The sequence below is a fragment of the Cupriavidus sp. D39 genome (genome assembly GCF_026627925.1).
Classification (GTDB): Bacteria; Pseudomonadota; Gammaproteobacteria; order Burkholderiales; family Burkholderiaceae; genus Cupriavidus; species Cupriavidus ulmosensis.
This window is the reverse complement of sequence record NZ_JAPNLE010000007.1, coordinates 146,157-168,446: the sequence shown is the minus strand read 5'-3', so window position 1 is coordinate 168,446 and position 22,290 is coordinate 146,157. Positions and strand designations below refer to the sequence as shown.

At 63.2% G+C, this 22,290-nt stretch carries 20 protein-coding genes and 3 pseudogenes; 13 read left to right on the top strand and 10 right to left on the bottom strand.

The window, feature by feature from the left end; all coding sequences use genetic code 11:
* Nucleotide 1 precedes the first annotated feature (1 nt).
* The 5 genes and pseudogenes from OMK73_RS07765 (at nt 2) to OMK73_RS38940 (ending at nt 4,282) form a co-directional block, all read left to right on the top strand.
* Entirely contained in the window at nt 2–415 is a 414-nt protein-coding gene (locus tag OMK73_RS07765) for a Zn-ribbon domain-containing OB-fold protein (RefSeq protein ID WP_267601516.1), read from the top strand.
* On the top strand, nt 412–1,602 hold the full coding sequence (locus OMK73_RS07760; RefSeq protein WP_267601515.1) for a thiolase family protein: 1,191 nt from the start codon (nt 412–414) through the stop codon (nt 1,600–1,602). The genes OMK73_RS07765 and OMK73_RS07760 overlap by 4 nt, the downstream gene beginning before the upstream one ends.
* 156 nt (nt 1,603–1,758) lie before the next feature.
* Nucleotides 1,759–3,039, top strand: a complete 1,281-nt coding sequence (locus OMK73_RS07755) for an MFS transporter (protein ID WP_267601514.1) — start codon at nt 1,759–1,761, stop codon at nt 3,037–3,039.
* A 5-nt stretch (nt 3,040–3,044) separates the two neighbouring features.
* Nucleotides 3,045–3,889 (top strand): annotated as a pseudogene (locus tag OMK73_RS07750) (NAD(P)/FAD-dependent oxidoreductase); the annotation flags it as partial.
* 81 nt (nt 3,890–3,970) lie between these two features.
* Nucleotides 3,971–4,282, top strand: coding sequence for an oxidoreductase C-terminal domain-containing protein (locus OMK73_RS38940; RefSeq protein ID WP_420715506.1), 312 nt, complete (start codon nt 3,971–3,973; stop codon nt 4,280–4,282).
* Between the two features lie 148 nt (nt 4,283–4,430).
* Here OMK73_RS38940 and OMK73_RS07740 read toward each other — a convergent pair whose 3' ends face one another.
* The 8 genes from OMK73_RS07740 to OMK73_RS07705 are packed head-to-tail and all read right to left on the bottom strand — an operon-like array spanning nt 4,431 to nt 14,349.
* Nucleotides 4,431–4,937, bottom strand: coding sequence for a DUF1993 domain-containing protein (locus tag OMK73_RS07740; protein ID WP_267601511.1), 507 nt, complete (start codon nt 4,935–4,937; stop codon nt 4,431–4,433).
* 7 nt (nt 4,938–4,944) lie between these two features.
* A complete protein-coding gene (locus OMK73_RS07735) occupies nt 4,945–5,775 on the bottom strand; it encodes an SDR family NAD(P)-dependent oxidoreductase (protein WP_267601510.1) in 831 nt (276 codons plus the stop codon).
* Between the two features lie 17 nt (nt 5,776–5,792).
* Nucleotides 5,793–6,638 carry an enoyl-CoA hydratase/isomerase family protein gene (locus OMK73_RS07730; RefSeq protein ID WP_267601509.1) on the bottom strand — a complete coding sequence of 282 codons (846 nt, stop codon included), beginning with the start codon at nt 6,636–6,638 and terminating at the stop codon, nt 5,793–5,795.
* Between the two features lie 5 nt (nt 6,639–6,643).
* A complete protein-coding gene (locus tag OMK73_RS07725) occupies nt 6,644–7,609 on the bottom strand; it encodes a lactoylglutathione lyase (RefSeq protein WP_267601508.1) in 966 nt (321 codons plus the stop codon).
* 28 nt (nt 7,610–7,637) lie between these two features.
* Nucleotides 7,638–10,100, bottom strand: coding sequence for an efflux RND transporter permease subunit (locus OMK73_RS07720; RefSeq protein WP_267601507.1), 2,463 nt, complete (start codon nt 10,098–10,100; stop codon nt 7,638–7,640).
* Nucleotides 10,101–10,134: 34 nt separating this feature from the next.
* Nucleotides 10,135–11,280, bottom strand: coding sequence for a WD40/YVTN/BNR-like repeat-containing protein (locus OMK73_RS07715; RefSeq protein ID WP_267601506.1), 1,146 nt, complete (start codon nt 11,278–11,280; stop codon nt 10,135–10,137).
* Between the two features lie 28 nt (nt 11,281–11,308).
* Entirely contained in the window at nt 11,309–12,676 is a 1,368-nt protein-coding gene (locus OMK73_RS07710; protein WP_267601505.1) for a DUF1329 domain-containing protein, read from the bottom strand.
* Between the two features lie 35 nt (nt 12,677–12,711).
* Nucleotides 12,712–14,349, bottom strand: a complete 1,638-nt coding sequence (locus OMK73_RS07705; RefSeq protein WP_267601504.1) for a DUF1302 domain-containing protein — start codon at nt 14,347–14,349, stop codon at nt 12,712–12,714.
* Between the two features lie 1,110 nt (nt 14,350–15,459).
* Between OMK73_RS07705 and OMK73_RS07700 the strand changes: the two genes are divergently transcribed.
* From OMK73_RS07700 to OMK73_RS07690, 3 genes and pseudogenes are all read left to right on the top strand, one after another.
* Nucleotides 15,460–16,116 (top strand): TetR/AcrR family transcriptional regulator, encoded by a 657-nt coding sequence (locus tag OMK73_RS07700; protein WP_267601503.1) that lies wholly within the window; start codon nt 15,460–15,462, stop codon nt 16,114–16,116.
* Nucleotides 16,117–16,126: 10 nt separating this feature from the next.
* Nucleotides 16,127–16,564: pseudogene (locus OMK73_RS07695) on the top strand (tyrosine-type recombinase/integrase); the annotation flags it as partial.
* Between the two features lie 190 nt (nt 16,565–16,754).
* Entirely contained in the window at nt 16,755–18,125 is a 1,371-nt protein-coding gene (locus tag OMK73_RS07690; RefSeq protein ID WP_267601502.1) for a Fic family protein, read from the top strand.
* 154 nt (nt 18,126–18,279) lie between these two features.
* On the opposite strand, the gene OMK73_RS07685 is transcribed toward OMK73_RS07690, so the two are convergent.
* A complete protein-coding gene (locus tag OMK73_RS07685; protein WP_267601501.1) occupies nt 18,280–18,438 on the bottom strand; it encodes a hypothetical protein in 159 nt (52 codons plus the stop codon).
* Nucleotides 18,439–18,751: 313 nt separating this feature from the next.
* Nucleotides 18,752–18,949, bottom strand: a pseudogene (locus tag OMK73_RS07680) (integrase core domain-containing protein); the annotation flags it as partial.
* Between OMK73_RS07680 and OMK73_RS07675 the strand changes: the two are divergent.
* From OMK73_RS07675 to OMK73_RS07655, 5 genes are all read left to right on the top strand, one after another.
* A complete protein-coding gene (locus OMK73_RS07675; RefSeq protein ID WP_324291684.1) occupies nt 18,889–19,233 on the top strand; it encodes a DUF5372 family protein in 345 nt (114 codons plus the stop codon). The pseudogene OMK73_RS07680 and the gene OMK73_RS07675 sit on opposite strands and share 61 nt — an antisense overlap.
* A 185-nt stretch (nt 19,234–19,418) precedes the next feature.
* A complete protein-coding gene (locus tag OMK73_RS07670; RefSeq protein ID WP_267601499.1) occupies nt 19,419–19,922 on the top strand; it encodes a helix-turn-helix domain-containing protein in 504 nt (167 codons plus the stop codon).
* Nucleotides 19,891–20,184, top strand: coding sequence for a hypothetical protein (locus OMK73_RS07665; RefSeq protein WP_267602100.1), 294 nt, complete (start codon nt 19,891–19,893; stop codon nt 20,182–20,184). Before OMK73_RS07670 ends, OMK73_RS07665 begins: the two co-directional genes overlap by 32 nt.
* Nucleotides 20,181–20,687, top strand: coding sequence for a recombinase family protein (locus tag OMK73_RS07660; RefSeq protein ID WP_267601498.1), 507 nt, complete (start codon nt 20,181–20,183; stop codon nt 20,685–20,687). Before OMK73_RS07665 ends, OMK73_RS07660 begins: the two co-directional genes overlap by 4 nt.
* Nucleotides 20,614–22,263 carry a recombinase family protein gene (locus OMK73_RS07655; protein WP_267601497.1) on the top strand — a complete coding sequence of 550 codons (1,650 nt, stop codon included), beginning with the start codon at nt 20,614–20,616 and terminating at the stop codon, nt 22,261–22,263. The genes OMK73_RS07660 and OMK73_RS07655 overlap by 74 nt, the downstream gene beginning before the upstream one ends.
* Nucleotides 22,264–22,290: the final 27 nt, after the last annotated feature.

Below are 22,290 nucleotides of genomic sequence, written 5' to 3'. Positions count from 1 at the left end.
CATGCCGAGAAAACTCCCCCTCCTCACCCCTGTCACCGCGCCGTTCTGGCAAGGCGGCGCCAATGGGATGCTGAACATCTGCTGCTGCGCCAAATGCCAGCACCTCTTCCACCCGCCCGCACCGGTCTGTCCGCAGTGCCTGACGCCCGACGTCGGCCCGCGCGCTGTATCGGGCCGTGGCGAGGTGGTCAGCTACACGGTCAACCACCAGGCTTGGACGCCCGAGACGGCCGTACCGTACGTGGTCGCGATCATCGAACTCGCGGAGCAGCCGGGGCTGCGCTTCTTGAGCAACATCGTAGGCACCGCGCCGGCGGACATCCGCATCGGCATGCCGGTGCGCGTGCACTTTGAGCAGGTGGAGGACGTCTGGCTGCCGCTGTTCGTGCTCGATGAAGCGGAGGCCCAGGCATGAAGACCGACTTGTTCGAGAAGCATGTCGCCATCACAGGCATCGGCCAGTCCGAGGTGGGACGCCCGTCGAACCGCTCGGCCATGCGCCTGTCCATCGACGCCGCGCTGGAGGCCATTGCCGACGCCGGGCTGCAACGCAGCGACATCGACGGCATCGCCTGCTGGCCCGGCGACAACGACAACGGCAACCCCTTTTCCCCGGTGGGTCCCAACGCACTGATGAGCGCACTGGGCCTCAAGGTGAACTGGTATGGCGCCGGCTATGAAGGGCCCGGTCCGCTGACGGGGCTGATCAACGGCGCCATGGCCATCGCCACCGGCCTGTGCAGGCATGTGCTGGTGTTTCGCACCATCGCCGAAGCCAGCGCGCGGCAGAAGGACAAAACGGCCAGCGCGCTGACCAACAAGACGGTCGGCCGCGATAACAGCTATTTCTGGCAGTGGTATACGCCGTTCAATGTGATGTCGGGGATCAACCTGATGGCGCTCTACGCGCAGCGTCATTTCTTTGAGTACGGCACCACCAGCGAGCAGATGGCGCAGATCGCGCTGACCTGCCGCGCCAACGCGATGCGCAACCCCAAGGCCGTATTCCGCACGCCCATGACGATGGACGACTATCTTGCGTCGCGCATGATCTCGACCCCGCTGCGCATGTTCGATTGCGATGTGCACTGCGATGCATCGACCGCGATCATCTTGTCGCGTGCCGACGCTGCACGCGATGGCCCCAACGCGCCGATTCGGCTGGAAGCGATCGGCTCGGCGTTGCACCAGCCCTGGTCCTGGGACCAGATATCGCTGACCGAGATGGCCTGCTTCGACGTGGGCCGCATGCTGTGGTCGCGCACCGACCTGAAGCCGAAGGACGTGGGCAGTGCCCAGTTGTACGACGGTTTTTCGATCCTGACCATGCTCTGGCTGGAGGGACTGGGCCTTTGTCCGCGCGGCGAGAGCGGCGCTTTCATCGAAGGCGGCACACGCATTGCGCGCGACGGGCAACTGCCGGTCAACACCAACGGCGGACAACTGTCCAGCGGCCGCACGCACGGCCTGGGCTACGTCCACGAGGCCTGCGCCCAGCTGTGGGGACGCGGCGGCGAACGCCAGGTTGCCCCGCACCAGGTAGCCATAGCGGCGGCAGGCGGCGGACCGCTGGGCGGCAGCGTGTTGCTGGTCAGGGAGTAGCAAGGCGGGTGCCTCAGGGCATCTACCTAGCTCGGGCTTAGAATCCATATGTAGAATATTAATCTAAATACAGAATTCCAGAAATTGCCCGGCTGTATCACCCAAGGCAAAGAAAGGTGCGGCACTGGCAGTACGCATTCACCTAGGAGACAGTTGATGTCCAACTCTGGCAATACCCGATCCGTTGCGATCGACCTGACTGAATTCCGCCGCGGCTGGCGCGTGGTGCTGCTCGCCATGCTTGGCCTGGCAGTGGCCGCTAACGCCTCGCTGCTCTATGCCTTCGGCGCGCTGGTAATTCCATTGCAGAACGCATTTGGCTGGAGTCGCGGAGAGTTGCAGCCGGCCATCAGCTTCCTGTTCGGCGGCGCGGTCGTTGGCGCCCAGTTGGTAGGCTGGTTCAACCAGCGCTGGGGCATGCGGCGCGTGACGGTGCTGTCGCTGATCGCCCTCTCCGTCACCTTCGCGCTGATGCTGCTGATGGGCCGCTCCATCTGGTGGCTCTACCTGATGTGCGCGCTGCTGCCGATTGCGGGCATGGGCACCATGCATATCACCTGGACACACCTGGTGAACCTCTGGTTCGATCGCAATCGCGGCCTGGCACTCGCGCTGATGCTGTCGGGCACCGGCCTGTCCGCGTCGCTGATCCCTTCCGCCGTGACCTGGAGCGTGGCGCGCTGGGGCTGGCAGGCGGTCTTCCTGCTGCTGGCGCTTCTGCCGCTGGTGTTGGTGGTGCCGCTGGCGCTGCGCTGGCTGGAAACGCCGCAAGACCGGCAAGCGGCATCCAAGGAGACCGTTGTTGCGCAGACGCCGGCATCTGGCATGGCCTATCGCGACGCCATGCGCTCGGCGCGCTTCTGGACCATCAATATCGCGCTGGCGATGGTAGTGGCAGCCATGGTCACGATGGTGAGCAACACGGTGCCGCTGCTGCGCGACAAGGGGCTGAGCGCGGCCGAGGCCAGCCAGGTATTCGGCAGCTTCGGGCTGTCGCTCATCGGCGGCCGTGTGCTGGTCGGCTACCTGATCGACCGCTTGTGGGCACCCGGCGTGGCGGCGGTCGCTCTCATCATGCCGGCGCTAGGCTGCCTGCTGCTCTCCGCGACCGGCGCGAACCAGCCCGGCACCCTGGCGCTGGCAACGCTGCTCATCGGCATTGGCGCGGGCGCGGAGTTCGATATTGCCGCCTACCTGATGGCCCGATATTTCGGCATGCGCGACTATGGCCGCTTGTTCGGCGTGCATGTCGCGCTGATCACCATTGCCGCGGCGCTGGCGCCGTGGCTGTTCGGACTGATCTATACCGCCACCGGTTCCTACACGACCATGCTCGCCATCTGCGGTACGGCGTTCCTGATCGGGCCCATGCTGCTGTTGCCGCTTGGCCGCTATCCGAGCTTTACCACCCGCAACCTTGCGAGCGAACTTTCGTAATTGTCATGTCACTGAACAACGTGGTTATCGTCGGCGCCGGCCAGGCCGGCTATCAGGTAGCGGCTTCGCTGCGCCAGGAAGGCTTTGCTGGCCATATCGCCCTGATCGGCGATGAGGCCGGCGTGCCCTACCAACGCCCGCCGCTGTCCAAGGCTTACCTGCTCGGCAAGGTCGGCTCCGCGGCCCTGCGCTTCCGCCCGCCGGAGTGGTTCGACCAGCAAAGCGTGGAGCGCGTGCAAGGCAGCGTGACCATGATCGACCGTGGCGCGCGCTGCGTGGAACTGGCCAGCGGCGAGCGCATGCTCTACGACCACCTGGTGCTGGCCACGGGCGCGCGCAACCGTGTGCCCGTCATCCCTGGAGCCGATCTCGACGGGGTTTTCGGCATCCGCACGCTGGCCGATGCCGATGCGCTAGCGCCGCGCGTCGCCGCGGCCCGCCACGTGGTGGTGATCGGCGCCGGCTTTATCGGCCTCGAGTTCGCCGCGGTGGTGGCAGCAAAAGGGGTGGCGGCGCATGTCGTGGAACTCGGCACGCGCCCCATGGCGCGGGCACTGTCCGCGCCCATGTCCGAACTGTTCAGCGCCGCGCACGCGAGCTGGGGGTCACGCTGGATTTCGGGCAGACGGTGGCGAATATCGTCGGCACCGACGGCAAGGTCACCGCGGTGGAAACCGGCGACGGCCGCCGGCTGCCCGCCGATCTCGTGGTCTACGGCATTGGCGTGATACCGAACGCGGAGCTGGCGGCCGACGCAGGGCTTGTGGTGGACAACGGCATCCGTGTCAATGCGCAGCTGCTGACCGCCGACCCCGCGATCTCGGCCATCGGCGATGCGGTGAGCTTCCCCAGCCCGCACTGCGGCGCGCCGATCCGGCTGGAGTCCGTGCAGAACGCGGTCGACCAGGCCCGCAACGTCGCCGCGCGGCTGATGGGAAAGCCCCTGCCCTACATCGCGCTGCCCTGGTTCTGGACGGACCAGGTGGATCTCAAATTGCAGATTGCCGGCTTGTCGGATGGGCATGACGAAACCGTGCTGGTGGGCAATGCCGAGACCCGGCAACTAAACGTGCTGTGCTTCCGGCAGGGACGCCTCGTTGCCGTCGAGTCGTGTAATCGTCCCGCCGATCACATGGCAGCGCGGAAGGTACTGGCACGCGCGGCGCCACTCACATCGCAACAGGCGGCCGAGCCAGGCTTTGACCTGAAGGCCTACGAGGCCTCCACGCGGGAAGTCGCCTGAGCGCCGCGCCAGTTCCGCGCGCTGTGAGACTGTATTTCCAGCACCCCGCGCTCCACGCCGTCGGGGTGTTTTACTTTGGAAAACGGTCCAACAACAAAGGGCGACCCTTTCGGAGCCGCCCTTTGTACGCAGCGCACGGCTACCGCATTCACCCCAAGCCGAGGAAATCCGCCTTCCCCAACTCCACGCCCGCGTGCCGCAGCAACGCATAGGTCATCGTCACGTGAAAGAAGAAGTTCGCCTGCGACCAGTGCGCAAAGCCCTGCCGGTCAAACACGAGCGGGGCCTTGCCGCGCTGCGGCACCACCAGCTCCGTCACCGCGCTGCCGTCGATCTGCGCCGGCGTACAGGCCGCGAGATGGTCAATGACGCCCTGCACGCGCTGGCGCAAATCCTGCACGCTCGCATCCTCGTGCTCGACCTTGGGCGCTGTTAGTCCGGCAAAGCGCTCCACGCCCACCTTGGCAATCTCTCCCGCGATCAACACCTGCCCGGAGAGCGGCAGCATGTCCGGCGCCAGCTTCATCGACAAGTAGCCAGCGCTGTCGAACTTCCTGGCATCGGCATGCGCCTGCGCCTTGTCCAGCCACGCCCGCATATTGCGCAGCATCTTGATGTAGTCGCCCACAATGGCGGAATGAATGGAAAGAGTCATTGCGTGTTCACCATTTGTTATCGCCCTTGCGCTCGAAGAATTGCCGGATCGGCACCAGCGACGGTGCGTGGCTGGTAAAGCCGCCGTCCACCATCATGGCGTGGCCGGTGACGAAGGAGGATTCCTCGCTGGCAAGGAAAGCCACCACATCGGCGATCTGGCGCGGGCTGCCCAGCGCCGGCGTCAAATGCTGGTCCAGCAGGATCTGCTTGATCTCGTCCGCCACTTCCTTCTGTGCATGCTCGTTAAGCACGAAGCCGATGACAATGGCATTCGAGCGGATGCCCTGCTTGCCGTACTGAGCCGCCACCATGCGGCTCAGCGCAAGCAGCGCTGCCTTGGAGCAAGCATAGGACGTCAGCGTGGCATCGCCCATCACCCCGAATCCCGATGAGCTGTGGATGATCGACCCGTTGCCGCCGCGCAGCATCACCGGGATCACGTGCTTGCAGCACAGCATGGCGCCGCGCGCATTGACGTTCATCGAGCGGTCCCAGGCCTCTACCTCCACGTTGCAGACGTCGCGGTCCGCGTAGCGTGTCTTCAAGTCCAGCGCCGCGGCGTTGTTGTGAAGCACGTCGATACGGCCCCAGCGCCCGTCGACCGCGGCGACCATCGCCTTGATCTCGTCCTCGACACTCACATCGGCCTTGACGGCCATCGCCTGCCCACCCTGCGCCTCGATCTTGGCCGCCACTTCCTGGGCCGCGCCGAAGTTGATATCCACGACCGCCACCTTGGCGCCGTGCCCGGCCAGGACCTTGGCGCAATCAGCGCCGAGGCCGTTGCCCGCGCCGGTCACAATCGCTACCTTGCCGGCCAGTTTTTCCTGTGCCATTTCCTGCTCCTTGTTTTTTAATGGCCCGAGAACTGCGGCGGGCGCTTCTCGCTGAAGGCTTGCGCTGCTTCTCTGACGTCCTGCATCGGCGCCAGCAGCGAGAACAATTCCAGCTCCAGGTCGAGGCCGCTCTTCAGGTCCACGCGGCTCGCCGCACGCGTGGCTTGCTTAGCGAATGCGGTGGCCATAGGAGGCCGGGCGGCGATGCGCGTTGCCAGGGCGCGCACTTCCACCAACAGTTGATCGTTTGCGCTGGCGATGCGCGTCAGCAAGCCGATGTCCCGTGCCTGCACGGCGGTCATGCGCTCGCCCGTCAGCAGCAGGTCCATCGCTGTGCCGTGCCCAACCAGGCGGGGCAGGCGTTGCGTGCCACCTCCGCCGGGAATCAGGCCAAGTCCGGTCTCCGGTAGCGCGAAGGTGGCATCCGGCGAGGCAAAGCGGATATCGCACGCCAGCGCCAGCTCCATGCCGCCGCCCATGCAATAGCCATGGATGGCGGCGATCACCGGCTTCTCGGTGCTGTCCAGCGCCTCGATCCAGCGCGCCCGTTCCATCCGCCGCCGCACCTGCAGCGAGGTCTCGTCGCCGCGCCGCTCCTTGATGTCGGCACCGGCGCAGAAGCCCCGATCGCCCTCGCCGCGGATCACGATCACGCCGATACCGGGGTCGGCATCCAACTCGGCCAGGGCCAGCGGCACACCGCGCCGGATCTCGTCGTTGATGGCATTGATCTGCCCCGGCCGGTTCAGCACGATCCAGCCGATCCTGCCTTCGCGTTCCAGCCGTACCGCCGGCTCCGTGGCGGCCCCTGGCAGTGCGGCACCCGATGCCGCCTTGGCCTCGCTTTCGCTGATGGCTTTCATGATGCTCACAACTCGTGGAATTCAAACAACTGGCCGCGCACGTCCGCCGGATCGACCCGGATCAGCGACTTGCCGCCCACGGCTTCGCATTCCTCGATCCAGGTGAAGCGGGTGCCGCGCGCGCGCAGGTCTTCCGCCTTGGCCGCCAGCCCGTTCACCGCGATGCGAATGTAGTACGGGCCGGGGCCCCAGGAATTCAGGTAAAGGCCGGCATCGCTGTTCCAGCGCGTGGCCTCGATCACGTCCAGCGTGGCGCTATTGGCCAGCGCGCATTTCATGGTCGCCTTGCGGTAGCCTTCCTTGGTCAGTTCCTGCACCGGGCCGCTGGGCTCCCAGTCGAGATTGGCGGAGACGAGGCGCAGGGTTTCGTCCAGGTCCCGCACCAGGTAGCCGCGCGCGGACACGCGGATCATCTGGCCCGGCTCCGGGTTGACCACTTGCGGCGCGGGTACGGTAAACGTCTCGGGCGGCAGTTGCAGCGGCTCGTTTGCCATCACCTCGATGCACAGGCCACCGTCCACGGACGGCTCATAGTGAGGATCCTCCGGCGTGACGCCAAGCCACAGCCTGTCGAACGGCATGTCCGGCGTGCGCTGCGCCAGCCGGAAGCGCAACTTGCGGCGCATCAGCTTGTCCACCAGCACGGCCAGGCGCTCGCTGGGCAGGGTCAGCACGATGGAGTGCGTCAGCATCGGGCGGTGCTCGCCCTGGTACGCCTTCAGGCTATCCAGGAAGGTGTGGAACATCGGGTCGCCTTGGTTCGGCCTGTCGAGGTGCCATTGCGGCTCGATGCGGGTCGGCGAGATGGCCAGCGACTTGTGCACGCGCAGGAAGTGCGCGATGTAGGGATGGTCATCGAACGCCTGGCGCCAGCGCGGGTGGCTGTGGATGCCAAGCTTGGCCACCAGCAGTTCCGTCATGCCATCCGGGTCCGGCATCATCATGTCGGCGCTCATCAGCAAATCGAACATTGTTCTCTCCAGTCGTTTTCAGGGATAGTCAGTTGGCCACGTGATGCGGCTGCGGCCGCGGTTGCGGCGCGGGAGCCGGCACGGGCGGCTTCGGATTGAGCAGGAAATGCGACAACGCGGGAATCAGGATCAGCGCGCCAAGCATGTTCCACAGGAACATGAACGTCAGCAGGATGCCCATGTCGGCCTGGAACTTGATGGGCGACCAGACCCAGGTGATCACCCCGGCTGCCATCGTCAGCCCGATCAGCGCGACCACGCGGCCGGTGAAATCGAGCGAGCGCCGGTAGGCCTGCGCCAGCGTGGCGCCGCGCCGCTGCATGGCGATCTGGACGCTGAGCAGGTACAGCGCATAGTCCACGCCCACACCCACCCCGACCGCGATCACCGGCAGCGTGGCCACTTTCAGGCCGATGCCCAGCCATACCATCAGCGCCTTGCACAGGACGGTGGTAATGACCAGCGGGATCATGGCCACCAGCGTGGCGCGGATGCTCCGGAAGGTCAGCAGGCAAAGCAAGGCGGTGGCGCCATACACCGCGAGGTACATGGTGACGATGCCGTGCTCGACCTCGATATTGGTAGCCGCCTCGATGCCCGCGCTGCCGGCGGCAAGCAGGAAGCGCGTGGGCTTCTTGGCATCCGCCGGGGTATTGTTCTGCAGCGCGAAGTCATTGGCCGTGCGCAGCACGCGGGCCAGGGTGTCGGCCTTGTGGTCGCCAAGATAGGCAATCAGCGGCGTGACCGAGCAATCCCGATTGGTGATATCGGGCGTGGCGATCATCGCCGCGGAGACCGCCGCGTTGGTGATCTGCTGGTCGCGGCTGAGCGTCATCCATTTGCCATTGCCTTCGGCCAGGCCGGCGGTGATGAAGCGCGTGGTCTCGGCCAGCGAGCTGGTGCCCTGCACGCCGGGGGTCTGGCGCAGGCGTTGCGCCAGGCGGTCCATCAGTTGCAGGGATTCGTAGTAGCGGCAGCCATCCTCGGCGGTCTTCATGATCACCACGAACTGGTCGCTCGATAACCCGTAGTGCTGGGTGATATAGGCGTTGTCGCGGTTGTAGCGCGACTCGGTGCGCAACTCCGGCGCGCCGGGATCCAGGTCGCCGATGCGCAGGTCGCGCATCACGAACGCACTGACCACCGTCAGCACCGCAGTCACGCTGATGACCGCAAGCGCCGCCCGGCGCTCGGTCAGCCGGTCGAGCCCCTTCCACACCCTGGCCAGCAGGCCCTTGCCTTGCGCCACCTCGCCTTCATCCACCAGCGCGCGCTTTGCGGCGCCCGGGCTCACGCCGATATACGACAGCGCCACCGGAATCAGCACCAGCTTGGTAAAGATCAGCACCGTGACGCCGATGCTGGTCGTGATGGCGAGATCGCGGATCACCGGGATATCAATGATGATCAGTACCGCAAAGCCCACGATGTTCGTCAGCAGTGCCGTCAGTCCCGCCATGAACAGGCGGCGGAAGGTATAGCGCGCCGCCACGTACTTGTGCGTGCCGCGGCCTACGTCCTGCAGGATGCCGTTCATCTTCTGCGCGCCGTGCGAAAGGCCGATGGCGAAGATCAGGAACGGCACCAGGATCGAATACGGATCCAGCTCATAGCCCAGGATCTGCATCAGCCCAAGCAGCCAAACCACGCCCGCGACGGCAACCGTCACCAGCAGCACGGTGCTGCGCACACAGCGCGTGTACACGAAGACGAAGACCGCCGCTACCAGCACGGAGATGCCAAAGAACAGCATCACCTGCTTCAGTCCGGCGATCAGGTCACCGACAATCTTGCCAAAGCCAACAATATGCACGCCCACCCGGTCGCTCTCGAAGCTGCGGATCTTGGTCTCGAGCGACTGGGAGAACTCGCCATAGCTTAGGGGCTCGCCCGTCTTTGGGTGACGCTCCAGCAGCGGCGTGACGATCATGCTCGACTTCAGGTCGTTGGCCACCAGGCTGCCGACCACGCCAGCGCGGCCGATATTGGATCTCAGCTGGTCGACGGCCCGCTTGCTGCCGTCGTAGTCGGAAGGCATCACCGCGCCGCCGGTGATGCCTTCCTCGGTGACCTGCCGCCAGCGCACGCTCGGCATCCAGATCGACTTCATCCACGAGCGGTCCACGCCCGGTATCAGGTACAGCGTGTCGTTGACCTTGCGCAGCGTTTCCAGGTAGGCCGGGTCGTAGATGTCGCCGCTCTTGTTCTCCACGACAATGCGGATGCTGTTGCCCAGCCCGGGCAGTTCGGCCTTGTTGTCCAGGTAGTTGCGGATATACGGGCTGGAGGACGGAATCATCCGCTCGAAGCTGGCGTTGACCTGGATCTTCCATGCGAACAATCCAAGCACCAGCGTCGCCACTAGGCAAAACACCAGCGCCACCGCGCGGTGGTTGAAGATGAAGCGTTCCGCCAGATTGCCCGACTTCGGATCGAAGTCGCGAAGGTCACGGATGACCGGCATGGCGGGGTTGCCGATGGGTGCGCTCATCGTTGAGATCCTTGGTTAATTCGAGATGCGGCGCTCATGGGGCCGAGGGCAAGATGTCGACTACGCGCAGACCGTCGACGAGCGCCAGCACAAGGGCGCCCGACTCCGACGCCGTGGCGCCCATCACTTCGCTGGTGTAAGGCACCTGCAGCGGTACCGCCTTGCGACCATCGGCGGAAACCGAAAGCACCTGTCCGGCCTGCGAGACCAAAAGCAACCCCTTGGGATCCGTGGGCACGGCGGCCACCATGCTGGCGTCGATGCCGGTTTCGACCTTGTGCCAGGCTAGTCCTTCGTCCGTACTCATGTAGGCATTGCCGCGCAGGCCGTAGGCCAGCAGCCGGCCCGGGCTGGCATCCAGGCCGAAGAAGCTGCCTTCGTAAGGCGTGCTTACCTTGACGAAGCGGTCGCTCGCGCGGTCGAGCTTCAGCAGCAGCCCCTGCTCGCCGGCGATGTAGCGCTGCGCATCGTGACCGGCCACAGCGTAGAGATGCAGCCGGCTGTCGTTGTCGGTGTGCTCCATCCAGGGCGTCCAGGTCTTGCCACCGTCACCGGTGCGCAAGATCAGCCCGAACGCGCCAACCAGGAAGCCCTCGTTGGCATCGGTGAACGACGCATCGAAGAACGGCGTGGGCAGCACGTCCGGCGTGGCCGACTGCGCCGCCCAGCGCTCCACCTCCTGGCGGATCTTGCCGGCATCGGGCGCGCCGGCGCCCTCAGCATAGTGCTGGCGCAGCAGCTTGAGCAGCGCGCGCCCATCCAGCACGCGCTGCCAGCTTGCGCCGCCGTCCGTGCTGCGCAGCGCGACGGCGTCGTGCCCCACGGCCCAGACGATACCCGCGCCGCTGAACTTCACCGAAACCAGGTCGGACTGCACCGGACTGCCAACCTGGCTCCAATGCGCGCCGCCGTCGATAGACAGCGCAATGAAGCCGCGCGGACCAACAGCTACCAGCCGCTTGCCCTCCCGGGCCACGCTGCTAGCGGTAGCGCGCTTGTTAAGCTTGCCTGGTTGGACAGGTAGGTCGAGCACGTCGCGCATCGGGGCGTACTGGACGCTCTCGCTAGCATAGACGCCCAGGGCAGCCAGGACGCCAAGCGCAGCCGCCAGCCGCCACGGGAGGCGGCGCGAGGATCGCGCCCCTTCTGGCGCGGCAAGGGAACTAGGCAGTGGTTGCACGTTGCGGCTCCTGGTCAATGGCGGGGCATCAACGCGCGGTCTCGCGTGCTACCACGGCCTCGGGATTGAGCTCGCGCTCGCTCAATCGCGAGGGCTGGACAAAGTAGCCGGACTTCGACGCATCATTGATATAGGCGTAGATCCCCTTGTTGAAGTCGTAGATCGTGTTCTTCACGCCATACGGCTGGAGGTTTTTGCCGAAGAGCTGGATGGTTCCCTGGAACAGCGCCCGGTACAGTTCGCCGGACTGGTCGAACGCGTCATAGAGCGATGCGCCAGACCAGTCTTCGTCAAAGTAGTAGGTGCGCTTGGAGTACACGTGACGCTGGCCCGGCTTCAGCGTCGCCTCGACCACCCACACGCGATGCAGCTCCCAGCGTTCGCACGCCGGATTGACGTGCTTGGGCTGCAATGCGTCCTCGGACGTGCAGCTGTTGTACATCTTGTAGCTGTTGTAGGGGATGTACATCTCCTTCTTGCCGACCAGCTTGAAATCGAAGCGGTCCTGCTTGCCGGTGAAGACGAACAGTTCGTCGAACAGCGTCACGCCGCCCATGCTGCCTACCGGCGTGTCATATGCGAACTCCGGGGATTGCTTCACGCGGCGCTGGCCCGGCTGGTAGTTCCAGGCCTTTCGCGGCTTGTCGACCGGGTCGAGGTAGTCGATCAGGCCGGTCATCTCGCCGGCGCGGCGCGCGGGCACCTTGTTGTTGGAGTAAGTGCGCCAGATCATGTCCGGGTCGCGATCGGCCTGGTCGACCTGGTAGTAGACATAGTCCTGGAATGTGTACTGTTCCGAGGCCTGGGTCGGCTTGCCCGAGGAATCGACCACCCAGGTCGAGCCATGGTTGGAGACCATGGCGGTGTCCCCCATATAACGCAGGATGTGGTCCCACATCACTTCATTGCCGGTCTTGGGGATCGGGAACGGCATGCCGCCGCGGCAAGCCCTCTCGATCGCCAGGCCATCCTTGATGGTCTGGCATCCGGTGGCGTTGCGCACGGTCGCCTTCAGGATCTTTTCCGGAAAGGCCGCGCTGCGGTGCGTCGGGTAGACGTCGATGTAGTACGTGCCGGGATTCTTCTTGATCAGGTGCTTCTGCCCTTCGCTAAGCTTGGCAGCGTACTTGTCGACGTTCTTCGCGTCGATGCGGAACAAGGGCTTCTCGTCCTTGTACGGGTCGGGCCAGAAGCCGCTGTCCGGCTTGTAGTCGGCGGGCGCCTTGGTCAGGCCGCCGGTATAAGCCGGGATCGTGCCATCGGCATTACCGGCCTTGACGGCGCCGAACTCGGTCAATGTCGTGCCGAGTTGCTTGGCTTCGTCAGCCGACACGGCCGCCATGGCACCGCCGCTGGCACCGATCAAGGCAGCGCAGATTGCATAGTGCAGTTTCATCAGGGTCTCCTGTCTGTTGTTGCGAGAGAGCGGCCTTAGAAGGCCGTCTTGAAAGTTAGGACCAGCCAGCCGCGGTCGGTGGCCCCCACGGCGCTGTTGAGCGCGCCGCCACCCACCGCGGTAGTACCTGCTGAGTTGTAGCGGGTCGGCACGAACATGTCGGAATAACGCAGGCCAAATTCGTACTTGGAGTGATAGGTCGCGGTTACGCCGACGGAATAGGACACCACCTTCTCGAAGCCGCCGCCGCCGGTGGGCGCCTTGCCCTTGATGCCCCAGTTGACCGTGAGCGGGACGCTCAGGTCCCAGCCGGCAAAGACGGCGAAGTACTGCGGCGTGAAATTCAGGGCTAGCTGGTAGAAGTTGTTGGTCGAGCAGGCATTGGGCGTCGCGGTGGTTTCGCAACCCTTATAGCCTTCGCCCCGGTAGAGGTTCTCGTTCTTGGTGATCTTGAGCAGATGGCTATAAGCGAACTCGGCCACCAGCACGCCAGTGTCCCACAGCGGCGTCTTGGGCAGGCCGTACATGCCGTTGACCACCCAGTGCAAGGTATCGCCGCGCGCGCCGGTATCGGTCGTCATCGTGGTCGCCGAGTTCAGGTGCGTGTTCTTGCGCATCGACAGGTCGGAGCCGACGATCACGGAGCCAAACTGGCGCGAGAAGCTCAGGCCGTACAACTCCACATCCTGTGCATAGTCGAAGCGGAACTGTCCGTTCGGCAGGAGCTGAATACCGGTCTCCGGCGTGTAGTCATTGAAGCGGCGATAGTAGACACCGATCTTCGAATCGATCGGGTCCACGTCGAACTTGGCGCCCACGCCCCAGTTGCCGGTGTTGCCGGGCTTGCCGCCGCCCGCGTTGTTCAGGGACGCGGTGGGGCTCACGCCAACGCGATCGACATAGGGTGCCGTATCCGCGCCCATCAGGTAGGTGCCACCGTAGGGAACGCGCGTCGGCTTCCACTCGTAGAAGTACTGGCCGAACAACGAGATCTTGTCGGTGACCTGAGCCTTGAACGAAACCTGGCCCAGAGGCAGGAAGACCTCCTTGGTCTCGATGCCGGGGCTGTTGACCGCTTTCACGCCGTCGATCGGCGCCTGCGAATACGAAATGGCGTGCGCGCCAATCAACAAGCCCTCGCCCCATGAGAGCGCGTGCCGACCCACCTTGACGTTGACCGGCACATCGCCAAGGTTGAAGTTGGACCAGGCAAAAGCATCCAGCAACTCGCCCGACGGCCCGTTCATGTAGCGCCCGACCTGCGCGTTGTAGTTGTTGCCGAAATAGCTGGTCGGGAAGCCTGCGGGCGATTTGACCGAGCGGTCGCTGTAGGCGTCGTCGTACCAGCCGGAGGCGCTGATGCGCGCACCTACCTGGCCTTTATAGTTGGCGTCGGCTTCGCTCAACAGATCGACGCGGTTGGTGACGATCGAGTGCTTGCCAAACTTGCTGTCCGACTCGTCGTAGGTCGGGTTGGACAGCAGCCTGGAGTCCTGCCCTTCCATCCGCATGCCCAGGTTGTAGCGCACGGTGTTGTCCCAACGCAGCTTGAAATCCGTGTTGCCCGTATCGACTTCGAATGCTGCAGCGCTCCCGCCATATGCCAGGGCCAGGGCCACCACCATGGCCCGCGGCGCCAGGGCCGCGCACCGAACGTTGTTGCTCCTATTCATCTGCCGTCTCCATCCCGTTTTCTTTTGTGAGGTCGCTTCGCACCCGGGCCTGCACCAAGGTGTCGGTCGCGCGCGGCCGGATCGTGCCGAGTCCTCTTTTTTCGCTTCCAGCCCCACTCCCCCTGCTACTGCCGTGGCCAGCGCGAAGCTCGTATCGAGGTGGCCCGGATCCTGTCAGCGGCGCGCCGGAAGACCGCCGCGCCGCTCTCGATGCCCCTCCACACAAATTCTAATGTGCGATACGAATTTTGACTTTAGAATTTTTTGCAGGATACCCCGAGTTTTTACCTAGATCTTGCAAGGGGCTTTTGACCCAATCCCAAGGTGTCGCGCCACCGATATCACCACGCCTCCTGCATCCGTTCGCGCGTAGTCAGAGCGCCTATGCGCGCCCCGTTTATGGCATCGACCGCTGGCCATTCACGATGGCACGCAAGTGCTTTCCCACGTGCAAAGGACGAAAGCCATCGGCATGCCAGCGGCTTGGCACGCAACAGACAAGGCTGCGATACGGAAAATTGGTGTGGCCTGCCGCTCAGGGCGGCTTGCGGCCAACGCAGAGGCCAGGGACAGCGCGGCAGCGATGGCTGTCTAGCACCAGACCAATGACCGTATCCGATGTGGTACGACCGATGGCGGATCGTGACGAGCACGGCCCCGGCAAGGCCTGGAACCCTGGCTGCGCGTGGCCATGTGAGCGGTGGGTACTGCTCGGCACTTGGACTCCTCCTAGCGGCTGCCCCTGCGCTGCTGTGTGGCCGGCGCGCCTGCATAATTGGTCTGGTGACCCAATAATAGAGAGTTTTTGACCCAGATCAAGCCTGGACTGGCCCGGGAAATCCCTATGTTTTGGCTTATATCGACACATTTTACAGAAAAGTGTTTAATAAAACAGACAATGTCGGGGCTACCTAGTACTTCCCGTACTACATTTATTTGGTTCCGTGACCTATGCTAGGCTCCAAGATCATGCGCCACGGAGCACGATCTCTATGGCTTGAAACCTGCGAAGAAAAAGAGGACGCGCCACGCGATCACGCACGCCAACTCAGGCTTGCCGCGACGGCCTGATAGGCCGCCCGGGATGAGAGGACACTGGGATTTCAATCGATGAAGGAACTCACGATCACGTCTGCCGATATCCTCGGCAACAAGGAAGACAACGCGCCCAGGCGCCGTGGCAACAGGAACACCCGAGTCCCCGAAATCCTGGAGGTCGCGACCAGGGTCTTCGCGGCGGAAGGCAGTGCTGGCTTCACGCAGCGCCGCATTGCCAGCGAAGCCGGTATCCGGCTGAGCACGCTTCAGCACTACTTCGGCACACGCGAAGAACTGTTGCGCAGCACGATTGAAGCGCGCTCTAGGCGGTCGTTCGAGCTCTACCGCACGCTGCTCAAGGACCGGAGCCGGTCGCCGGACACCTTGCTCGATGCCATCGTCGACAACGTTTTCACGGCGCTGGACGGCTCGGATGCCAGCGTGGGGGCGTTTGCCCTGCAATGCTGGAGCCTGGCGGAGAAAGAGGAGTTTGCAAGGGAGGCTGTGGCGGAGATCAACGCGGAACTGCAGGACATCTTCGCCACCGTGGTGGCAAGGGTGAATCCGTCGCTGTCAACGGCCGAATGCTCCCTTCGTGGCGCGCTGATTCTTTCGCACCTGCTGGGCCTTGTGATCTATGCGCGCCGGGCCGGGCATAACGCGCCTGACCCCGAGGACTTGCGCGTGGCCACCAAGGTGGTCTGGAAGGCGCTGAGCAAGGCCTCCTAGCAAACGGAGGCCGAACGCGGATGAGCGGATGGCGGAACTGGCGCGCTATCGCGAGGCATACAGCCTGCCGTCAATGCCATTGCCAGACGAGGATCGCCCGATCGTGCTAGCCCGTCAAAGTTCGGGCTAGCGATCATTGGCAAGGTAAAGCCCTTGTCGCGCGGCGCACTGCACCTGGCGCTCAAGAATATCTTTGCGCTATCCGCCCAGCGGTCGCGCGCGCGGCCACGAATGGGCAAGCCGGGCCGAGGTACTGGCCAGCGCCTCGGCGCACTGGCTACGCCATACCGCGGGCTCGCATATGACCGACCAGCAGGTGGACCTGCGGTTCGTGAGGGACAATTTCGGGCACGCTTCCATCGCCACGACCAGCGCTTATCTGCATACGGAAGACGATGCGCGACACGAAGCCACGCAGGAGCGCCATCGGATTGGCTGGAAGCGCTAGCACTGGCCGCCGTCGCGTCACGCTAGCCCCTGAGCCTCACACAAGGCCCGGCGACCGAGTCAGGCAAGCCAAACATCACTATAGTGGCGCTGATGCCTGTACTGCACCACATCTGCGCCAATTTGTGGCGCAGTTAGCCAAACTGCGCCACAATCGCGCCATCGCCTGAACGAACTGCGCCACAGCCCACATGTCCACCGCAAATGCACTGCTAGAAAGTGTTCGGAAAGCCTCCGCGGGATTGATGCTCGCGGAGTTGCTGGCACAGCATCCAGACGTTGCGCGACGGACAGCACAACGCTGGATCAGCCAGTTGATCGAGAGTGGGCAGATCAGAGCGGTCGGCGAAGGGCGCGCCCGCCGTTATCTTGCGCTACAAACGGCAGCGATTGCCCCGGCTGCCACAGAGGAAGACCAGTTCCCAAGTTACATCCCGCTTTCCGCCGACAGCCGCGATATCGTGGCGTATATCGAGCAGCCTCTGGAGGCGCGGAAGCCCGTCGGTTACCAACGCGAATTTCTTGACGCCTATCGGCCCAATGTCACTTGGTATCTGTCGGAATCGCTTCGGCGTCAGCTACACAAGATGGGCAAGACCACGCAGGCTAATGCACCCGCTGGAACCTATAGCAGGGCAATTCTGAACCGGCTCCTGATCGACCTATCATGGGCGTCGAGCCATTTGGAGGGCAACACCTATTCCCGGCTGGACACCCGTGAGTTGATCGAGCACGGGAAAGCCGCGCAAGGCAAGGCGGCCATCGAAACCCAGATGATCCTCAACCACAAGACCGCCATCGAGTTGCTGGTGGAGAACATCGATACGGTCGGTTTTGACCGCTACACATTGATGAACCTACATAGCGCCTTGTCGGAGAACCTGTTGCCTAACCCTGCTGATGAAGGCCGGATTCGCCAGCATGCCGTGGACATTGGCAGAAGTGTCTACCGTCCCCTGTCGGCACCACAGCAGATCGACCAGGCGCTAGATGTCCTGCTCGAGAAGGTCAATCAGATTGCCGATCCCTTCGAACAGTCATTCTTCGTGATGGTACATCTGCCATACTTGCAGCCATTCGCCGACATCAACAAACGCACCTCGCGCCTGGTGGCCAATTTGCCGCTGTTCCGTGCAAACCTTTGTCCGCTCACTTTCCTCGATGTGCCGGAGCACGCCTACAGTCGCGCCATTCTCGGCATGTATGAGATGACCCGCGTCGAGCTGCTGCGCGATCTCTATGTTTGGGCCTACGAGCGGTCGACGCAAGAGTATCTGGCTATCAAGCAGGATCTGGCAGAACCGGACCCGCTGCGCCTTGCCTGGCGTGATGTGATCAAACAGACGATCCGGGACGTCGTGATGCAGCCCAATCAGGATGCGTTTTCCGTAATTCAGCAATCCGTCATAGCAAAAGTGCCGGACGCTGATCGTTACAACGTACAAGCACTGATCGTGGAAGAACTCCGGCGACTGCACGAGGGCGTGCTGGCCCGCTACGGCTTGCGCCCCTCCGAGCTCACCGCTTGGAAGACAGCCCAAGTAACGCGACCATCGCCCTGATTGCATTGCGCAGCGTGGGGTAACAAGCGCGCACCCTTCTCATGCTGGTCAGTACTGCCGGTATCCCTCGCATCGCTTGATGTCTGGCTTCTTCATTTCGTGTCGCCTGATCTGGCCCTATTGTAGCTTCCGGGAGAGAGCGTCGGGGCGACGATCAACGCGGCGATTTTTCCGCTTGGCTGCGCGAGCATCCTTTGATCATCAAAATGCGATTAATTGCATTTTCTGCATCAAGGGGATGCTCGCCATGCACAACTATGCTCGCCGTGCCCACGGTCGCAGAGCCAGGCGAAATCGCTACGTTGATTGTCACCCCGACTCCCACTCCCTAAAACTACCTGTTGAGGGACCGGGTATAAATCGCCGCACCTTCCCAGTCCGATCGTAGGTCGCTCGATTGCCGGATCAATCGTTGTAATAACAATTATTTTCGGACCGCCCGGCGCCCTAGGGCGACAATGAGGTTACCCCGCTTCGTTGGACAGTCTTACATTTGAACTTTATGTCGATAGTTGGGTTCCTTTTGATGGCGTCGTGCGAGTTGTCCACGGGCGGGCGGCGGGGCGCCTGTGTCGCCCACGACGCCGCCCGGCGGTGGGCAACTCGCTGGCGATGGCGTCGGATTGTGCGCAGCGGTGAATCTGTTCAAATTCGTGTGGCGAACGATAGCCCAGGGCACTGTGCAAGCGATGTGGGTTGTACCAGCCTTCGATAAAGGTGAACAACGCCAGACGCGCCTGGTCGTGCGTAGCGAAGCGGCGACGTGCCAGCAGTTCGCACTCGAGCGTGGCAAAGAAGGATTCACACATGGCATTGGAGTCCGCAGACAACTGCGCCCGTGAGTGACGCTGGAAGCCGACGTTTTCAGGTAACTCATCCGTACCATCCCCTTCATTTGCAAGAATTCGAACTGGTCCTCCACGCCCAGAACTGGCATGAGGACAGAGTTTGGTTTCACGACGCGAATGGCCGACTGCGGGCGCTGCCAGCCAGTTGGACGAGCGTCGTCGGTGAGGACCCATTCAACGCGGTTGCTGCCGGACGCGCCTTGTTTCGCGTGGAAGAGCTGCTTGAGCTGGGGCGTTTGATCGCCACGCTGGAGCCATGAATAGCATGAGTATGTGTAAAGCCAAATACGCCGATGATGTAAAGCTAACTATGCCGAGCAAGCCGAGTTATCGCCGTAAGGCAGCTATATTTCCACGAGTATTCCAGACATCTAACTTGCATCTTCAGAAATATGGTACATAATTATATTTACACTGATTTGGCCACTTTCTCTGGAGTTCGTGCATGGCGACAGACCGACGCAAAGAGGACAAGCATCGCGCGCTGCGGCAGCAGGCGAGCCTCAATCCGCGTCCAGATGCCGTGACGCATCCGCTGTTTCGGGACGGAGAGTTCTTCGATCCCCACGATCTGCTGCAGGTCAAGTACGAGATGCTGCGCGCGGTACGCGTGGACAAGCGGCCGATCAGCGAAGCGGCCCGGGCGTTCGGCTTCTCCCGGCCGTCGTTCTATCAGGCTCAGACGGCTTTCGAACAGGGCGGACTGGCCGCTTTGATTCCGCAGAAGACCGGGCCGCGCAGCGGCCACAAATTGACTCCAGCAGTGATGGAGTTTCTGAACCGGGCGCGGGTTGCAGAGCCAACTGTGCGAGCGGAGCGACTGGCGAGTCTGGTGCACCAGACCTTCGGCGTACAGGTTCATCCGCGCAGTATCGAACGGCAGTTCCTGCGCCAAAAAAACCGTAACGAAACCGTCCGTGTCATTGCCGGACCGTGCGCTGTGCAATGACGGACTGATCTCGCGTTATGAAGATCTGAGGCAACAGGCACTTGGATTGCCGTGCGAGATTCCTCGCGGCCAGGGCCTCGTGCTGTTGATGCGCAGCGGCATGAGAGCGTGGATGCAGGCATGGGCCCAGTGCGCGACCACGGTTGTACGGCGGCAGCCGCCGCCTGGTGAGGCAGAGATCATCCCCTTCACGCTGCATCAGGAGGCGACGTTGATTCTGGCTTCAATGCTTTTACACCGGTGTCAGGAGGCAGCAGCATGAAGAGCGATCCTCATCAGAAGGTCCAGGCGAGCCATCTGAAGCGCAACGCCTATCTGTATATCCGGCAATCCACATTGCGTCAGGTGTTCGAGAACACCGAGAGCACCAAGCGCCAATATGCGCTGCGCCAACGGGCGGTCGCCCTGGGGTGGTCCGAGGATCGCATTATTGTGATCGATAGCGACCTCGGCCAGTCCGGCGCGTCATCGGCGGACCGCGAAGGATTCCAGCGTCTGGTCGCCGAAGTTGGTGTGGGTCATGCCGGCATCGTGCTCGGCCTGGAGGTGTCGCGCCTGGCGCGCAACTCCACCGACTGGCATCGGCTGCTCGAGATCTGCGCAATCACCGACACATTGATCCTTGACGAGGATGGCGTAGTACGATCCCGCTCACTTCAACGACCGGCTGTTATTGGGGCTCAAGGGCACCATGAGCGAGGCCGAATTGCACGTGCTGCGGGCCCGCCTGCAAGGAGGAATCCTAAGCAAAGCCAGGCGCGGTGAACTGCAGATGCGCCTGCCCGTCGGCTTCGTGTACAACGCCGCGGGCGCGGTCGTTCTCGATCCGGACCAGCAGGTCCAGCACTGCCTGAGGTGGCTGTTCGACACCTTCCGAGGTACGGGATCGGCGATGGCCACCGCGCGCGCCGCGCATCATCTCGAGCTGGCGTTTCCGCGACGGTGTGGCAAAGGTCCGCACAAGGGCGAATTGCTGTGGGGCAGCCTCGGGCACAGCCAGGTAGTGCGCATTCTCCACAACCCGAGGTATGCCGGCGCATTCGTCTATGGTCGCACCCATACACGCAAGACAGTCGATGGACGCACGCGTGTGATTCGCGCCCCGCGGGACCAGTGGGATACGCTGATTCCGGGCGCCCATGCCGGTTATCTGTCCTGGGAAGAGTATGAGCAGAATCAGAAGCGTTTGCATGAGAGCGCACAGGCGATCGGAGCCGACCGGCGCCGAGGCGCACCGCGTGAGGGTCCAGCACTTCTTCAGGGACTCGTGGTCTGTGGTCGATGCGGGAACCGCATGACGGTTCGTTACCACAGCCGCCAGGGCTACCTGTGTCCCGAGTACGTCTGCCAGCGCGAAGGCATCGAGCAGGCCGAACCGATCTGCCAGCGCATCCACGGCGCTGCCATCGACGAGGCCATTGGCGAACTGCTCGTCGAAGCGCTTAATCCGCTTGCTATTGAGGTGAGCCTGGCGGTTCAGCGCGAACTCCAGTCCCGCATCGAGGAAGCCGACTGTCTGCGTCACAAGCAGGTGGAGCGCGCCCAGTACGAAGCCGATCTGGCGCAGCGCCGCTACATGCGCGTCGATCCGGAGAATCGGCTGGTTGCCGACTCACTCGAAGCAGACTGGAACCATAAGCTTCGAGCACTGACTGAGGCTAACGAGGAATATCGGCGTCGCAGCGAACAGGACGCGCGTATTCTGACGGATGAGCAGCGCGCCGTCATCGTCTCGCTGGCGTCCAACTTCCCCCGGCTATGGCGTGATCCCGCCACGCCCGACCGGGAACGCAAACGCATGATCAGGCTACTTCTGGAAGACGTCACCCTGAACCGGGACCAGCAGGTTACCGCACAGATCCGCTTCAAGGGCGGCGCTCACCGGACCCTCAGGCTGCCGTTGCCGCTGAAATCGTGGCAGCGCTGGGTCACCCCCGCCACGGTGATCGAGGAGATTGACGAACTGCTCAATCACCATACTGTTCTGCAGATCGCGAATATCCTGAACGAACGTGGCGTCCCGTCCGGAACGGGTAGGCCCTTCAATGCAAAAATGGTCGCACGCCTGCAGCGCAACTACGGTCTGAAGCCACGCTATGATCGGTTGCGCGAAGCGGGTCTCCTGACGCTGCAGGAGATAGCCGACGCGCTGCACGTCACGCCGACGAGCGTGAAGATATGGAACCGTCGCGGACTCATCCGCGGTCACGCCTACAGCGACAAGAACGAGTGCCTATACGACCCACCGGGCAATAACCCGCCCAGAAAGGCGATGGGCGTCAAGATGTCCTGCCGGCGTCGCCATCCCGACGTCGTTTCTGATCGACGCGAGGAGGTGTAGTGTGAAACGCAAGCCTTGTCGTACGCG

Excerpts from the sequence above, each read along its gene's own strand:
- OMK73_RS07740 (WP_267601511.1), bottom strand. The coding sequence starts at position 4,937 with ATGACTCTTTCCATTCATTCCGCCATTGTGGGCGACTACATCAAGATG.
- OMK73_RS07705 (WP_267601504.1), bottom strand. The coding sequence starts at position 14,349 with ATGAATAGGAGCAACAACGTTCGGTGCGCGGCCCTGGCGCCGCGGGCC.
- OMK73_RS07765 (WP_267601516.1), top strand. The coding sequence starts at position 2 with ATGCCGAGAAAACTCCCCCTCCTCACCCCTGTCACCGCGCCGTTCTGG.
- OMK73_RS07690 (WP_267601502.1), top strand. The coding sequence starts at position 16,755 with ATGTCCACCGCAAATGCACTGCTAGAAAGTGTTCGGAAAGCCTCCGCG.
- OMK73_RS07760 (WP_267601515.1), top strand. The coding sequence starts at position 412 with ATGAAGACCGACTTGTTCGAGAAGCATGTCGCCATCACAGGCATCGGC.
- OMK73_RS07720 (WP_267601507.1), bottom strand. The coding sequence starts at position 10,100 with ATGAGCGCACCCATCGGCAACCCCGCCATGCCGGTCATCCGTGACCTT.
- OMK73_RS07735 (WP_267601510.1), bottom strand. The coding sequence starts at position 5,775 with ATGGCACAGGAAAAACTGGCCGGCAAGGTAGCGATTGTGACCGGCGCG.
- OMK73_RS07725 (WP_267601508.1), bottom strand. The coding sequence starts at position 7,609 with ATGTTCGATTTGCTGATGAGCGCCGACATGATGATGCCGGACCCGGAT.
- OMK73_RS07655 (WP_267601497.1), top strand. The coding sequence starts at position 20,614 with ATGAGCGAGGCCGAATTGCACGTGCTGCGGGCCCGCCTGCAAGGAGGA.
- OMK73_RS38940 (WP_420715506.1), top strand. The coding sequence starts at position 3,971 with ATGGGAAAGCCCCTGCCCTACATCGCGCTGCCCTGGTTCTGGACGGAC.
- OMK73_RS07660 (WP_267601498.1), top strand. The coding sequence starts at position 20,181 with ATGAAGAGCGATCCTCATCAGAAGGTCCAGGCGAGCCATCTGAAGCGC.
- OMK73_RS07710 (WP_267601505.1), bottom strand. The coding sequence starts at position 12,676 with ATGAAACTGCACTATGCAATCTGCGCTGCCTTGATCGGTGCCAGCGGC.
- OMK73_RS07755 (WP_267601514.1), top strand. The coding sequence starts at position 1,759 with ATGTCCAACTCTGGCAATACCCGATCCGTTGCGATCGACCTGACTGAA.
- OMK73_RS07700 (WP_267601503.1), top strand. The coding sequence starts at position 15,460 with ATGAAGGAACTCACGATCACGTCTGCCGATATCCTCGGCAACAAGGAA.
- OMK73_RS07730 (WP_267601509.1), bottom strand. The coding sequence starts at position 6,638 with ATGAAAGCCATCAGCGAAAGCGAGGCCAAGGCGGCATCGGGTGCCGCA.
- OMK73_RS07670 (WP_267601499.1), top strand. The coding sequence starts at position 19,419 with ATGGCGACAGACCGACGCAAAGAGGACAAGCATCGCGCGCTGCGGCAG.